Source organism: Stenotrophomonas sp. SrG (genome assembly GCF_050031795.1).
Lineage (GTDB): Bacteria > Pseudomonadota > Gammaproteobacteria > Xanthomonadales > Xanthomonadaceae > Stenotrophomonas > Stenotrophomonas rhizophila_A.
Genome location: NZ_JBNBBE010000003.1, coordinates 116,239 through 131,174, shown reverse-complemented (window position 1 = coordinate 131,174; position 14,936 = coordinate 116,239). Strand labels below are relative to the sequence as shown.

The following is a 14,936-nucleotide window of genomic DNA, read 5'->3' as shown; positions in this document are numbered from 1 at the left end:
AGCGGGCAGGGGTGAAAGCCGGTGACGGCAAGCCAACTCAATGATGAACGGCACCCGTCGCCCCCCTGAACAGGCGCTACACACGGGCGTAATGTCAAAAGCGCCAGCCCCAACGGCTGCAGGAGACTCAAACGAAACGGTAGCGCCGGCCGTTGGCCGGCCCGCAGGAAAAACCAACAACAAGGACCCACACCATGGCATTCAGTGCAGCAGGCAACTCCGGACCACTGGCCGACATCAACGTCACCCCGTTGGTGGATGTAATGCTGGTGCTGTTGATCATCTTCATCGTGACCGCCCCGATGGTGTCCATGCCCATCCCGGTCAACCTGCCGCAACCCACCACCGTGGTACCGCCCACCGCACCGCCACCGCCGATCGAGCTGCGCGTGGACGCCAGCAACCAGGTCAGCTGGAACGGCCAGATGGTTGCGGTCAGCTCGCTGCAGCAGCGCATGCAGGACGCCGCACAGGCCAACACCGGCAACGTTCCCGAACTGCGCATCGCCACCGACCCCAACGCCGAGTACGACGTGATGGCCAAGGTGCTGGCTGCGGCCAACAACGCGCACATGGAAAAGATCGCGTTCGTGAACCCGTAGCAGAACGAGCGGCCCGCCGAACGGTGGGCCGCTTCCGCGTCACCAACAGCTACGCTGGTAGGTACCGACCGTTGTTGGTCGGTACTCTCTCTGACTGCACCGAAAGCGACACCGCCTCCATCACCAGCCACTGTCGCTGCGCCTATCGTCTTGTAGGAAGTCCCCGCGTGAGCCTGTAAGACAAGCCGAAAATCGCGGCAAAAGAAGCGCCAGTCACACCATTGAGTGAGAGCGGTCACACTTTCCGGCCTTGCCTACAACCGAGATACTATGGAGACGATGGGGCTCCGAAGTTCGATGTCGATCGTGGTCATGATCATGGACCGGGAAATCATCACGTACACGAATGGATTGGAGGAGAGCGGCAGCCGGGAGTACCTGTGAGTGATTGGCCCATAAAGTGATGAAAATGAAGATGGATATCCATGACTTTGAGATCACTTCGATACGTACATCCGGGCGGAATGCATTCGTACTGAGGTTACTGGATACGCAGACCTTGAAATCGTACGTAATGGAGTTTTCAGAAGTAAAACGCTTGTGTGTAGAGGGGTTCAGCCTGCAAAACGTGATCGCCGATGTTCATGTTTACCATGCGCTCTCGGCCGAATTCGGGGTAAGACGCGCATGCGGAATGCTGGATTTGGATTTGGCGGCCGCCGCGTTGGCTCTGGAGAAAGGGAGCTTGGTGCTGATTGAGGCTGCATCTGGTGCCGAGATCGCCTGCCTGCTTGCAGGAAAGGATCTGCCAGATCCTGCGCTTGAGGAAGGGGGCGTGAATTCAATTAAATAGTCCTCTCGGCCTCGGCGAATAGGTACGACGAATGGCAGGAATTTTGCGTAGAAGAGTTCGGTCGGTTATCACTTTTGCATCGGTCCTTGCGCTGCTAACTGCATGCGATGATGGAACTAGGGGAGAGCTTGACTCCAAGAAAATATATGGAGACATGAGTGGCCTGTACTATGGCGCGATGTGCGAATCTGGAAGTCAGGAGCTGAGCAATCTTCGATCCAGGGCGGTCCGGATTGCAGTCGATGGGGATGGCTGCGCAGTTCTCTACTTGGACGGTGTTGATCCTAAGGGAGCGCTGCTGGTATATCCCGGAGGGGACGGCGTCAGGCTTGAGTGCAGTGGACTCGAAGCAAAGCTGAAGAAAAGTGGTGCTCACACCCGTGTCCTAAGTCGGGTTCGAGAGAAGTGCGGTGCGAAGTGAGTGGAGATAGCTTCGGATCCATGTCCTGTATGGAAATCAGGCTTACTGCGGCCAGATTCGGACCGAATATTTCATATGGTTGGGGCGGTGCCTCGAGAGGATCAGCCAGTACGACGACTTCATACGCAGCCTGGTGGAGACCGGTGGCGAAGTTGAGTTCTATGTAAGTGCGTTCTTGAGCGGATTGTGTGGGTTTCAGTTCCATAGCGCATTGCTCGGTCGGATCGCTGCGGCCGGGATAGGCCGATCGGTTGAGCTGTATCCGAAGGACGATTGAGGAAGCAACGCATAGGGGGCACTGCGATGAAGTCGCTTGGCTGCTTGCTCGTTCTTGTTGTGCTGGGGTTCCTACTTCTGCCCGCGCCCGCACTGGCGGCGGTTTCCGTTGGGGTGCGCGTTGCCGACCACGAGCGAACCCTGCCTCAGCTCAGCGCGGTGACAGTGGCGCAGGACACTGCGCTGCAGACCCGCCTTGGCGCGCAGCTGGCCCGCCACCTGGCCGGGGCCACCACCGGTTACCAACGGCTCGACGAGCTGTCGATGAACCTGCACGAGCGCAGGCTGAAGCTGTACGCAGGTTGGGCATGGGGCCGCTGCGGGTCGACCTTGTCTGGCCTGACCGCTCCCGGACCAGAGCGCTGCCCAGCGCGCCGGGGCGGTGTCGCTGTCGGGTGGTGCAGTGCCGATGGTCGGGTACCGCCTTGAGCTGCCATACGGAATAGGGCACTTCCGTCCGGAATTCGGCTGCTGCGCAGCCGCTCGTCGGCTCAGATCGGCCGCTTGGTGCCGCATCCGTAACGTCCGCGTGAAATCCACACTTTCATCACGCCTTCATCTTTACAGGTTGTTTACAAAGGAGACGCTGCCACGCTTCAAGGGGGAGGCGAGGCGGCCCCAGCAAGCCATTCCTTTGGAGAGAGAGCGAATGAACAACCTGCATTACCGCCCCTTGGCGGCTGCCGTAGCGCTGTGCCTGCTGTCCGTCCCCACCCTTGCCACCGCGCAGGATGCTACCCGCACCACCACCGAACTGGACCGGGTGGAAGTCACCGGAACCCGCATCAAGCGCGCCGAGGTCGAAGGCCAGGTGCCGATCCAGACCCTTACCCGCAGCGAGATCGAACGCACCGGGCTGAATTCCATCGGCGAGGTGCTGCAGCAGCTGACCGGTTCCGGTTCGGCGCTGAATGCGAAGTTCAACTCGTCGGGCAACTTCGGTTTCCCGCCTGATGGCAGCGGCGTGGGCGCCGGTTCGGCCCAGGTCGACCTTCGCCACCTGGGCGCCAAGCGCGTGCTGGTGCTGGTCGATGGCATCCGTTGGGTCAACGAATCCTCCGCGTCCGGCGTGGGCGCGGCCACCGACCTCAACACCATTCCGCTGGCGATCGTCGAGCGCATCGAAGTGCTCGAAGACGGCGCCTCGTCGCTGTACGGTTCGGACGCGATTGCCGGCGTGGTCAACATCATCACCCGCCGCGAGTTCGATGGCGGCCAGGTCACCGTGAACTACGGTGAGTACAGCAAGGGAGATGGCACCCAGAAGGGCGTGGACCTGGCCTGGGGCACCAGTGGCGACCGCTACAGCCTGTTCCTGGGCGCCAGCTGGACCAAGCAGGACGCGGTGTATGCCAACACCCGCGAACAGTCGCGCTATCCGGTTCCCGGCACGGGCCTGTCGTTCGGCAGCTCGGCCACCCCGACCGGTCGCTTCATGTTCACCGACCCGAACACCGGCATCGCCTACAACATCACGCCCAATACCGGCGCCACCAGCCCCACCTTCAACGGCGTGGGCGGTTGCGACCGCACCGACGATTACCACTGCTTCACCACGGCGGACCGCTTCAACTTCGCCGAGTACAACCTGCTGCTGACCCCGTCCGAGCGCAAGGGCATCTTCGGCCAGTTCCGCTTCGACATCACCGACAACGTGCAGTGGTACATCAAGGCGCTGGCCAACCGGCGCGAATCGACCAACCAGGCCGGCCCCGAGCCGCTGTTCTTCGGCCCTGATGGCGCTACCGGCAACCCGTTGGCCGACAACATCGTCATTTCCGCGCTCAACCCGTACAACCCGTTCGGCTTCGACCTGGATTCGTCCAGCAACCTGAGCATGATCGGCCGCCGCCCGGTGGAAGGCGGGCCGCGCATCTTCGAGCAGGAAGTGAACACCACCTACTTCGCCACCGGGCTGGTGGGCCTGTTCCAGGCCGTCGATCGCAGCTGGTCGTGGGACGTCAACGGCATGTACAGCAAGAACAAGGCCGAACAGACCAACTACGGCAGCTACAACATCTACAACGCCAACATCGCGTTGGGTGATCCGGCCATCTGCGCGGCCACCCCGGGCTGCGTGCCGCTGAACATCTTCGGCGGCCCAGGCACCATCACCCGGCCGATGCTGGACTGGATCCAGCCGGTGGTGCACGACCGCAGCCAGAACGAACTCACCCTGTTCACTGCCAACCTGAGCAGCGACCTGCTCACGCTGCCGGCAGGCCCGCTCTCGTTCGCCACAGGGTACGAGTACCGCAAGTACGAAGGCGAATACCAGCCCGATCCGATCACGGTGCGCGGCCACTACAACGGCGTGCCGTCGCTGCCGACCTCCGGTTCGTACGACGTCAACGAGGTGTACCTCGAACTGGCGGTGCCGATCTTCGCCAAGAGCGCGCTGGGTGAAAAGCTGGACCTGAGCCTGGCCGGGCGCTATTCGGATTACTCCACCTTCGGTGGCGAGTTCACGCCCAAGTACGGCCTGCGTTGGCAGGTGACCGACGACTTCGTGCTGCGCACCAGCTATGCCGAAGGCTTCCGCGCCCCCTCCATCGGTGAGCTGTACGGGTCAGCCGCGCGCGCGGATCTGCAGCTGTTCGATCCGTGCTCGGTGGGCCTGGGCGGCACGCCGCCGCGCGGCAGTGCGGCCAACTGCGCGGCGCTGGGCGTGCCGACTGGCTTCCAGCAGGCGAATTCGCAGATCTCGGTCACCACCGGCGGCAATGACCAGCTGGATCCGGAAACCTCGCGCAGCTTCAGTGCCGGCTTCGTGTGGAGCCCGTGGTTCGGCAACAATGCCTCGTGGTCCGAGCGCTTCGACGTGGAAGTGACCTTCTACCGCCACAACATCGAAGGTGCGATCCAGGCGATCAACGCGCAGACCCAGCTCGACCTGTGCGTGGACACGCTGGACGCGCTGTACTGCGATGGCATCACCCGTGCATCGACCGGCGCGGTGAGCGGCTTCAACAACCGCCTCACCAACCTGGGCTCGATCAAGACCGACGGCTGGGACGTGGACCTGTTCTGGACGCTGCCGCAGACCGATGTCGGCCAGTTCAAGATCGGCTGGCAGAACACCTTTGTCGGCCGTTACGAGGCAGTGGGTGCGGCAGGCCAGCGCCAGCCGCAGGAACCGGGCGTGGAAGTCACCGACAGCTCGATTCCGGAATGGACCAGCAACGCGTCGCTGAGCTGGAACATGGGCGCCTGGAATGCGTCGTGGACCGTGCGCCACATTTCCAAGCTCACCGAGCAGTGCGGTGATGCCGCCGCGTTCCCGGTGTGCAGCGACCAGGCGGCCGGCACCAACGAACTGGCGGCAACCACCTACAATGACTTCCAGGTGGGCTACAAGTTCGACTGGATGAAGGGCCTGCAGCTCAGCGCTGGCTTGAACAACGCGTTCGACAAGGATCCGCCGATCTGCCTGTCGTGCTCATTGAACGGGTATGACGCGTCTACCTATGACATCCCGAAGGGACGTTACTGGTACCTGCGTGCGGACCTGCGGTTCTGATTGAAACGCAGAAAGCCGGGCGTGGCCCGGCTTTCTGCTTGTTACCGAGCAGCCGACCAGCGGTCGGGTGCTACCTCAGAACGACCAGGTGAAGGTGATCGAGCCGTTGCGGCCGTCGCCGTAGGCACCGTAGCCGTTGATCTGCGAGAAGTATTCCTTGTCCAGCAGGTTGTTGAGGTTGGCCTGCACGCTGAACTGCGGGGCCAGGCGGTAGCGCACGAAGGCACTGACCAGCGCGTAGCTCTCCTGCTCGATGCGGCCGTAGGCCGGCACCGGGTAGTAGATGCCGTTCTGCCAGTTCACGCCGCCACCGACGGTCAGGTCGCTCAGCGCCTGCGGGGTGTAGCTGGTGAACAGCTTGATGGTGGTCTGCGGCAGGTTGGTGTTGATGTCAGCGCCGTTGATGTCCTTGGCCACGTAACGCGAGGCACCGAAGGTACCGTTCCAGCCCGGGGCCAGTTCACCGTTCAGTTCCAGCTCGAAACCACGGCTGACGGTGCCGCGTGCGCCGATGTAGGCAAACTCGCCCGGACGCGACGGAATCGGCTCATTGGTGATCTGGGCCACGTTGTCCTGTTCGATGCGGAACACGGCCAGAGAGGCGTTCAGACGGTTGTCGAACCAGGCGGCCTTGACGCCGACTTCGTAGCTCTTGCCGTCAACCGGATCGAGGTAGGTCGCGTTGCGGTCGCGCGCAGTCTGCGGCTGGAAGATCTCGGTGTACGCCGCGTAGGTGGTCCAGGTGTCGTTGAGGTCGTAGACCAGGCCCGCATAAGGCGTGGTTTCCTTGTGCGAACGATCCGAGCCTTCGCCTTCGCTCTTCCAGTCGGTGTACCGGGCGCCGAGGATCAGCTTGAGCGGATCGGCCAAGGACAGACGGGTAGCGGCGTAGCCGGCCTTCTGGGTGATGGTGCCTTCGCTCTGCAGCGGCAGTGTGCCCACCCAGTTCGGTTCGGAAATGTCACCGTTCCAGCCGAGGTAGCTGCTGAAGGGATCCCAGGGCAGGCCGGGGCCACCGACCTGGTAGTCACCGTAGTTGGCGTAGTCGCGCTTGTTGTAGCTCAGCCCGGCCATGACCTTGTGTTCCTGGTCGAACAGCTGGAACGGACCTTCCACGTAACCGTCGACGGCGTCGACCTTGCGCTCGGTGTTGTAGAAGCCGGCCGACGGGGACACGCCGGCACCGGTCACCGGGTCGAACAGCGAGGCACCGCTCACCCAGTCGTTGTAGGCCGGGTAGAACAGCTTGTCGTCGGCCTTGGTTTCGTCATGGGTTGCGCCGATGCGGACCTTCCAGTCATTGGCAAAGCCGTGTTCCAGCGTGGCGAACGCGCGCTTGCTGGTGGTGTCCCAGTAGGTCCACTTGGCGGCCGAGTTGAAGGTCTTGTCATACGGGGTCGGGCTGCCGTCCGAGAACAGCATCGGGAAGCCGCCCCAGGTGGCGCCGTTGGCGCGCTTCTGCTGGTAGTCGTAGCCCACGCTCAGCTGGGTGTCCGGGGTCAGGTCGGCATCGATCACCGCATAGCCCAGCGTCTTGTGCTGGTCGTAGCGGTCCATCTGCGATTCGGTGTCCAGGTAGCTGCCGATCACGCGCGCGCGCACCGTGCCGCTGGCATTCAGCGGGGTGGTGACGTCGACGGTGGAGCGGGTGCGGCCCCAGCTGCCGACGTTGACCGACACGCTGCCGGTCAGTTCAGCGCTGTCGGCGTGCTTGCGGATCAGGTTGACCGACGCCGACGGGTTGCCCGCGCCGGTCAGCAGGCCGGTGGCGCCACGCACCACTTCCACGCGGTCGTACAGGGCCAGGTCCAGGCCGGAATCGCCGTAGCTCCAGTTCTGCACCATCTGGGTGGGCAGGTTGTCGTACTGGTAGCTGTCGATATAGAACCCGCGCGAGTAGAACTCGGTGCGCTCGGTATCGGACTGGGTGCTGCTCACGCCGGTGGTGTTGGCCAGCACGTCGATGATGTCATCGAGGTTCTGATCCTCGATGCGCTGGTGGCTGATGATGCTGATCGACTGCGGGATCTCGCGCGGGGCGAGGTCGAAGCGGGTGCCGGCCGAGGTACGACGGACCGAGTAGCCCTCGGCGCGCTCGCCCTTGACCACGATCTTGTCCAGCGTGGTGGCGTCGGCGCCGATGTCCTGCGCGAAGGCGGGAGCCGCAGCCAGGGTGGCCAGGGCGATCAACAGCGCCTGCGGCAGGCGGCCTTGCGGCAAGGTGCGGGACGGCACAGCGGAAGTACGGGTCATCAGCGTTTCCTGGGCGGCGGCGCGCACCAGGCGGCCATCCTCGGATGCCGGGCGCTGCGGTCAAAGTGGGGGCAGTACGCGGCTGGCGGGTGCCGTGAAAACAGGCACGGGCGTTGGCAACTGATCGCCGCTGCGCCTCCCTGGCGCGAACGGGATCTCATTATGTTAATGCGAATCAGTCCTATCCGCAATGTCTACCGGTCGCAAGTGGGGGGTGGGTCCCGATCAACGGTCCGGACCTACCAGCGCTTAACATCGGCGGGCCTACCGTTGGTCTCACCCGGGCCGGAGCCCGATCCCAGGAAACGGTGATGATCGCAAAGAACACCCTGTGCCTCTGGTATGACGGGACCGCCGAAGAAGCGTCGGCGTTTTACGCAGCCACCTTCCCAGACAGTTCGGTGCAGGCCGTGCACCGCGCGCCCTCCGACTTTCCCGGCGGCAAAAAGGGCGATGTGCTGACCGTGGAGTTCACCGTGGTGGGCATTCCCTGCATCGGCTTGAACGGCGGTCCGGCTTTCAGGCACAGCGAGGCGTTTTCGTTCCAGATCGCCACCGATGACCAGGCCGAGACCGACCGGCTGTGGAACGCCATCGTCGACAACGGTGGCCAGGAGAGCGATTGCGGCTGGTGCAAGGACAAGTGGGGGCTGTCGTGGCAGATCACCCCGCGCGTGCTGACCGAGGCGTTCAACAGCACCGACCCGGCCGTGGCCAAACGCGCCTTCGAAGCGATGATGACCATGAAGAAGATCGACGTGGCCAGGATCGAGGCGGCAGTGCGCGGGTAATGACACGGCAGGTATCTCGCAACGGGTGCCCCGGCGTATCCTCGCGCGATGACTACGTCGCGCCTTTCCACGCTGTTCCCCGTCCTGGCCGTGCTCGGCTCGGTCACTTCGCTTGCCGTGGGTACCTCGTTCGCCAAGGATCTGTTCCCGGTGATCGGTGCGCAGGGCACCAGCGCGCTGCGCGTGGGCTTCTCCGCGCTGGTGCTGCTGGCGGTGTTCCGGCCGTGGCGCTGGACCACCACGCGCGCCGATGCGGGCGCGATCTTCCGCTACGGCATCACCCTGGGGGTGATGAACCTGCTGTTCTACATGGCGCTGCGCACGATTCCGTTCGGTATCGCGGTGGCCATCGAGTTCTGCGGTCCGTTGGCGGTGGCGATGTGGTCCTCGCGCCGCCCCATCGATTTCGTCTGGGTGGGGTGTGCGGCCGCCGGCCTGCTGCTGTTGCTGCCGCTGGGCCACGGCGAGCCGCTGGACCTGACTGGTGTGCTGTACGCGCTGGGCGCGGCGGTGTGCTGGGCGCTGTACATCATCTTCGGCAAGCGTGCCGGCCACCTGCCGGCCGGGCATACGGTCTCGCTGGGCATGTGTGCGGCGGCGCTGGTGGTGGTCCCAGTCGGCGTGGCGCACGCCGGCATGGCGCTGCTGGACCCGAAGATCCTGCTGTTCGGGCTGGGCGTGGCGGTGGTCTCCAGCGCGATTCCGATGTCACTGGAAATGGCGGCATTGAAGCGGTTGCCGAAGGAAACCTTCGGCATCCTGATCAGCATGGAACCGGCGGTGGCTGCACTGCTGGCGATGGGCCTGCTGGCCGAGCACCTCACGCCCCTGCAGTGGGCGGCGATCGGCTGCACGGTGCTGGCGTCGGTGGGGAGCACGTTGACGGCAAACCGGCGGTCGCCGGCGCTGCCCGACCCGGCGGGATGAATCCAATGGTTAGCCGAGGGGGTAGAGCCGACTGTTAGTCGGCTGCTTCCCGCGGCGATAGCAATACCATCGCGCTTCGCGCGATAGCCGACTAACAGTCGGCTCTACCCAGTCGGCTCTACCCCAGTCGGCTCTACCCCCTTCGGGCACGCATTTTGTGCATCAGCCGCGCACCGGCGCGTCGCCGGCCACGTAGTACGTGGCCGTGCTGCGCGGCAACGGCTCGCGGCCCCGGATGCGGTCGGCGATCTTCTCGGCAATCATGATCGTGGTCGCATTGAGGTTGCCGGTGATGATGCGGGGCATGATCGAGGCGTCCACTACGCGCAGGCCCTGCATGCCATGCACGCGGCCCTGGCCGTCCACCACGCTCATCGCATCGGTGCCCATCGCGCATGAGCACGACGGGTGGTAGGCGGTTTCGGCTCGTGCACGCACGAAGGCATCCAGCTCGGCGTCGGTGCGGCAGTCCGCGCTGGGGCTGATCTCGCGGCCGCGGTACTCGTCCAGCGCGGGCTGGGCGATGATCTCGCGGGTGATCCGGATCGCATCGCGGAACTCCTGCCAGTCCTGGTCGGTGGACTGGTAGTTGAACAGGATGGACGGATGCTGGTGGGGGTCCAGCGAACGCGCATGCACGCGGCCACGGCTGGGCGTGCGCATCGACCCGACATGCGCCTGGAAGCCGTGTTCCTTCACCGCGTTGGTGCCGTTGTAATTGATCGCCACTGGCAGGAAGTGGTACTGGATGTTGGGCCAGGCGAAGTCGTCACGGGTGCGGATGAAGCCGCCGGCCTCGAACTGGTTGCTGGCGCCGATCCCGGTGCCGGCGAACAGCCATTCGGCGCCGATCGCCGGCTGGTTCCACCACTGCAGCGCCGGGTACAGCGACACCGGCTTGGTGCAGGCGTACTGCATGTACACCTCAAGATGATCCTGCAGGTTTTCGCCCACGCCGGGCAGGTCGTGCACCAGCGGCACGCCGAGCGCGGCCAGCAATGCGGGCGCGCCCACGCCGGAGCGCTGCAGGATCTGCGGCGAGGCAATCGCGCCGGCGCACAGCAGCACCTCGCGCCGGGCCTCGACATCGATCGGTTCGGCGCTGCCGCCGGCCAGGTAGCGCACGCCCACCGCGCGCTTGCCGTCGAACAGGATGCGGTCGGTGGTGGCGTGGGTGACGATCTCCAGCCCGGGCCGGCCCTTGGCCATGTCCAGGTAGCCGCGCGCGGTACTGGAGCGGCGCCCGCGCGGGGTCACGGTGCGGTCCATCGGGCCGAAGCCTTCCTGCTGGTAGCCGTTGAGGTCGTCGGTGCGCGGGTAGCCGGCCTGTACGCCGGCCTCCACCATGGCGTGGAACAGCACGTTGTTGTCGTTCTTCGGGGTGGCCACGCTGACCGGACCATCGCCGCCGTGGTAATCGTTGGGCCCGATGTCGCGGGTTTCGGCCTTGCGGAAGTAGGGCAGCACGTCCAGGTAGCTCCAGTCCTCCAGGCCATCGAAGGTGGCCCACTGGTCGAAATCCAGCGCGTTGCCGCGGATGTAGCACATGCCGTTGATCAGCGAGGAGCCGCCCAGGCCCTTGCCGCGCCCACATTCCATGCGCCGGTTGTCCATGTGCGGTTCCGGCTCGGTTTCATAGGCCCAGTTGTAGCGCCGGCCCTGCAGCGGGTAAGCCAGGGCGGCCGGCATCTGGGTGCGGAAATCGAGGCGGTAGTCCGGGCCGCCGGCTTCCAGCAGCAGCACGCTCACGCCGGCGTCTTCGGTGAGGCGCGCGGCCAGCGTGTTGCCGGCCGAACCGGCGCCGATGATGATGTAGTCGTACTCGCGTTTCATCGCGGGGGTCTCCTGGTCAGGCCGGTCAGAACACCGACGCGTAGCGGTCCAGTTCGATCTGGACGGATTTGGTGCGGGTGTAGGCACGCAGCGTGGCCAGGCCGTTCTCGCGGCCCACGCCGGACTGCTTGTAGCCGCCCACCGGCATCGTGGCCGGCGATTCGCCCCAGCAGTTGACCCAGCAGATGCCCGCGTCCAGGCGGTGGATCAACCGGTGTGCGCGGCTCAGGTCCGGTGTCACCACGCCGGCCGCAAGGCCGTAGTCGGTGGCATTGGCGCGACGGATCGCCTCGTCTTCATCTTCATAGGTCAACAGGCTGAGCACCGGCCCGAAGATCTCTTCGCGCACGATGGCCATGTCGTCGCGGCAATCGCTGAAGATGGTCGGGGCTACATAGCAGCCCTTGCCCAGCGCGCCGTCGGTAAGGCGCTCGCCACCGCACACCAGGCGCGCGCCTTCTGTCTTGCCGCTCTCGATGTGCGCCAGCACCCGGCGCATGTGCGCGGCGCTGACCAGTGGACCGAAGTTGGTGTCTTCGGAAAGCGGATCGCCGATGCGGATACGGGCCACGCGTTCGCGCAGCGCCTGCTCGACATCCGCCTGCAGGGCGTGCGGTATGAACACGCGGGTGCCGTTGGTGCAGACCTGCCCGGAGCTGTAGAAGTTGGCCATCATCGCCACATCGGCGGCCAGGTCGATATCCGCATCGGCGCAGATGATCAGCGCCGACTTGCCGCCCAGCTCCATGGTCACCTCCTTGAGCGTGGAACTGGACGCGCTGGCCATCACCTTGCGCCCGGTGGCGGTGCCGCCGGTGAAGGAGATCTTCTCGATGCCGGGGTGTTCGGTCAGTGCGGTGCCGACCCCGGCGCCATCGCCGGGCAGTACGTTGAACACGCCATCGGGCAGGCCGGCTTCGGTGAAGATTTCGGCCAGCTTCAGCGCGGTCAGCGGGGTCACTTCGCTGGGCTTGAAGATCATCGCATTGCCCGCCGCGAGCGCAGGGGCCGCCTTCCACAGCGCGATCTGGATCGGGTAGTTCCAGGCTCCGATCGCGCCGACCACGCCCAACGGTTCCTGCCGTGTGTAGAAGAAGCTGCCTTCGCGCAACGGCACCTGGCTGCCTTCCAGCCCGTGCATCACCCCGGCGTAGTACTCCAGCACGTCCGCGCCGGTGACGATATCCACGCTGCGGGTTTCGCTCAGCGGTTTTCCGGTGTTGAGGCTTTCCAGTTCGGCCAGGTCGTCGTTGCGTTCGCGCAGCAATGCCACCGCGCGCAGCAGGATGCGCGAGCGCTCCACCGTGGTGAGCGCGGCCCAGGCCTTCTGGCCGGCATGGGCGCTTTCCACCGCGGCATCCAGGTCGTCGCTGTTGGCGCTGTGCACGTTGGCCAGCACCTCGCCGTTGGCCGGGTTGACCACCTCGAAGGTGCGGTTGCCCTGCGAGGCCACATGGCGGCCGCCGATGTACAGCAGCTGGTCGGGGAAGGTGGGCATGTCGATGACTCCTGTTTGCGTCGGGAGACCAGCGGGTTCAACGGGTCAGATGCAGGAACTGCAGGTGGCGCTCGTACTGGTCGATGATGTCGTTGATGATCTGCTGGCGGCTGTAGCCGACCAGCTCGTAATCCTGTCCGCCTTCGTAGAGGTGCACTTCGGCGCGGTAGTAGCGCTGGTTGCGGAAGCGCTGCGCGGCGAACGAGGGGGTGAGGTAGCCCTTCATCACCACCTGGTAGGTGAACACCTGCTGCTCGCCATGGTCCACGGTGAGCTGCATGTCGCCTGGCTCGAAGCGGGTTTCCACGTCCAGCCCCTTGTCGCGCAGCTGCGCGGCCACGGCCTCGAGTGCCGGGCGCACTTCTTCATCCATGAAGCGGTACACCTCGTCGCGTGCCGGGAAGTGCACGGCCTGGGTGATGCGCTGGCGCCAGCCACGCTGGTGCCGTGATTGCCCCACCACGGGAATGGGCGAGTATTGCGAGGCTTTCTTCCGCTGGGATTCCTCGCCCAATGCACGGGTCAGTCCCCACAGCATCAGCAGCAGCACCACCGAGAACGGCAACGAGGCGAGCACCACCGCCGATTTGAGCGCATCCATGCTGCCGGCCAGCAGCAACCCGGCGGTAACCAGCGCGGTCATCACTCCCCAGAACACGCGCAGCCAGCGCGGGCCGTCTTCCTCCGGCAGGCCGCCGTGCGAGGACAGGGTGGACAGCACCACGGTGCCCGAATCGGCCGAGGTCACGAAGAAGATGAAGCTGACGATCACCGTCACGGTGATCACCGCGCGGCTCCACGGGTAGTTGTCCAGCAGCGCGTACAGCACGGTCGGCGGGTTATCCACGGCCATCTGCGCCAGGTGCTCCTGGCCGTGGTGCAGCACCTGGTCCAGCGCGCTGTTGCCGAAGATCGACAGCCACGCCAGGGTGAAGCCGAGCGGGATCAGCAGCACGCCGAACACGAATTCACGGATGGTCCGCCCGCGCGAAATGCGGGCGATGAACAGCCCCACGAACGGCGCCCAGCCGATCCACCAGGCCCAGTAGAACACCGTCCAGTTGCCCAGCCAGTCGGCGCGGCCGCCGTAGGCATACACGTCGAAGCTCTTGCCCACCACATTGCCCAGGTAATCGCCCAGGTTCTGCATGAAGGTGCTGAGCAGGTACTGGGTGGGGCCGGCGAACAGCATGAACAGCAGCAGCGCGATGGCCAGCAGCATGTTGATGTCCGACATCCAGCGCACGCCCTTCTCCACGCCGGACACCGCCACGAGGATCGCCGCGCCCATCATCAGCGCGATCAGCGCCACCTGTACCCAGGGCGCGTGCGGGATCGGCAGCAGCACGTTCAGGCCGGCATTGAGGTGCAGCACGCCAAAGCCCATGTCCGCGCCGATGCCGAACACGGTGGCCACGATGCCCAGCGCATCCACGGTGTAACCGATGGGGCCGTTGATGCGCTTGCCGATCAGCGGGTACAGCGCCGACCGCAGCGCCAGTGGCAGGTTGTGGCGGTACGCGAAGTAGGCCAGCGCCATCGCCGCCAGTGCGAACACGCCCCAGCCGTGCAGGCCCCAGTGCAGGAACAGCAGCTGCATGGCCTGGCGCGCGCTGGCTTCGCCACTGCCCACGCCACCTTGTGGCGGCTGCAGGTAATGGGTGAGCGGTTCGGACACGCAGAAGAAGAACAGCGTGATGCTGATCCCGGCCGCGAACAGCATGCCGGCCCAGGAGAGATAGCTGAACTCCGGCTCGTCATGGTCCGCGCCCAGTTTCACCTGGCCGTAGCCGGACAGTGCCACCCCGACCACGAAGACCAGGTACACGGTCATTGCCAGCAGGTAGTACCAGCCGACGTTGCGCGACGCCCAGGTCTGCGCTTCCAGCAGCAGCACGCCGGACGAAATGGGAAACGCGGTGACCAGAATGGCGAATGCCGCCACGATCGTGGCGGCAAGCAGGAAGACCGGTCGAAGCGTGCGCACCTCGCTGGGAGGCGTCTCCACGATGTTCATGGATG

Annotated in this window: 10 protein-coding genes; 6 read left to right on the top strand and 4 right to left on the bottom strand. The window is 64.9% G+C overall.

Features of this window, described 5'->3' with window-relative positions; all coding sequences use genetic code 11:
• The first annotated feature begins 194 nt into the window (after nucleotides 1-194).
• From ACQG3P_RS04215 to ACQG3P_RS04200, 4 genes are all read left to right on the top strand, one after another.
• A complete protein-coding gene (locus tag ACQG3P_RS04215) occupies nucleotides 195-602 on the top strand; it encodes an ExbD/TolR family protein (protein ID WP_068854013.1) in 408 nt (135 codons plus the stop codon).
• A 409-nt stretch (nucleotides 603-1,011) separates the two neighbouring features.
• Entirely contained in the window at nucleotides 1,012-1,395 is a 384-nt protein-coding gene (locus tag ACQG3P_RS04210; RefSeq protein ID WP_143584376.1) for a hypothetical protein, read from the top strand.
• A 724-nt stretch (nucleotides 1,396-2,119) separates the two neighbouring features.
• Nucleotides 2,120-2,521, top strand: a complete 402-nt coding sequence (locus ACQG3P_RS04205) for a hypothetical protein (RefSeq protein WP_426804301.1) — start codon at nucleotides 2,120-2,122, stop codon at nucleotides 2,519-2,521.
• A 220-nt stretch (nucleotides 2,522-2,741) separates the two neighbouring features.
• Entirely contained in the window at nucleotides 2,742-5,612 is a 2,871-nt protein-coding gene (locus tag ACQG3P_RS04200; protein WP_426804300.1) for a TonB-dependent receptor, read from the top strand.
• 75 nt (nucleotides 5,613-5,687) lie between these two features.
• Here ACQG3P_RS04200 and fhuE read toward each other — a convergent pair whose 3' ends face one another.
• Nucleotides 5,688-7,865, bottom strand: coding sequence for a ferric-rhodotorulic acid/ferric-coprogen receptor FhuE (gene fhuE, locus ACQG3P_RS04195; protein ID WP_426804299.1), 2,178 nt, complete (start codon nucleotides 7,863-7,865; stop codon nucleotides 5,688-5,690).
• Between the two features lie 311 nt (nucleotides 7,866-8,176).
• Between fhuE and ACQG3P_RS04190 the strand changes: the two genes are divergently transcribed.
• Both ACQG3P_RS04190 and ACQG3P_RS04185 read left to right on the top strand, forming a co-directional pair.
• Complete coding sequence (locus ACQG3P_RS04190; RefSeq protein ID WP_426804298.1) at nucleotides 8,177-8,656, top strand: VOC family protein; 480 nt, start codon at nucleotides 8,177-8,179, stop codon at nucleotides 8,654-8,656.
• 48 nt (nucleotides 8,657-8,704) lie between these two features.
• Nucleotides 8,705-9,583, top strand: coding sequence for an EamA family transporter (locus ACQG3P_RS04185; RefSeq protein ID WP_426804297.1), 879 nt, complete (start codon nucleotides 8,705-8,707; stop codon nucleotides 9,581-9,583).
• Nucleotides 9,584-9,745: 162 nt separating this feature from the next.
• On the opposite strand, the gene betA is transcribed toward ACQG3P_RS04185, so the two are convergent.
• From betA to betT, 3 genes are read right to left on the bottom strand one after another with little or no spacing between them, the layout of a single operon-like run.
• Nucleotides 9,746-11,416: a choline dehydrogenase gene (gene betA / locus ACQG3P_RS04180; RefSeq protein ID WP_068854006.1), complete on the bottom strand. Its 1,671-nt coding sequence runs from the start codon at nucleotides 11,414-11,416 to the stop codon at nucleotides 9,746-9,748.
• Between the two features lie 25 nt (nucleotides 11,417-11,441).
• The gene (gene betB, locus ACQG3P_RS04175; RefSeq protein ID WP_426804296.1) at nucleotides 11,442-12,914 is read right to left on the bottom strand and encodes a betaine-aldehyde dehydrogenase; all 1,473 of its coding nucleotides are present in this window, start codon (nucleotides 12,912-12,914) and stop codon (nucleotides 11,442-11,444) included.
• Nucleotides 12,915-12,951: 37 nt separating this feature from the next.
• A complete protein-coding gene (betT, locus tag ACQG3P_RS04170) occupies nucleotides 12,952-14,931 on the bottom strand; it encodes a choline BCCT transporter BetT (protein WP_426804295.1) in 1,980 nt (659 codons plus the stop codon).
• Between the last annotated feature and the right edge of the window lie 5 nt (nucleotides 14,932-14,936).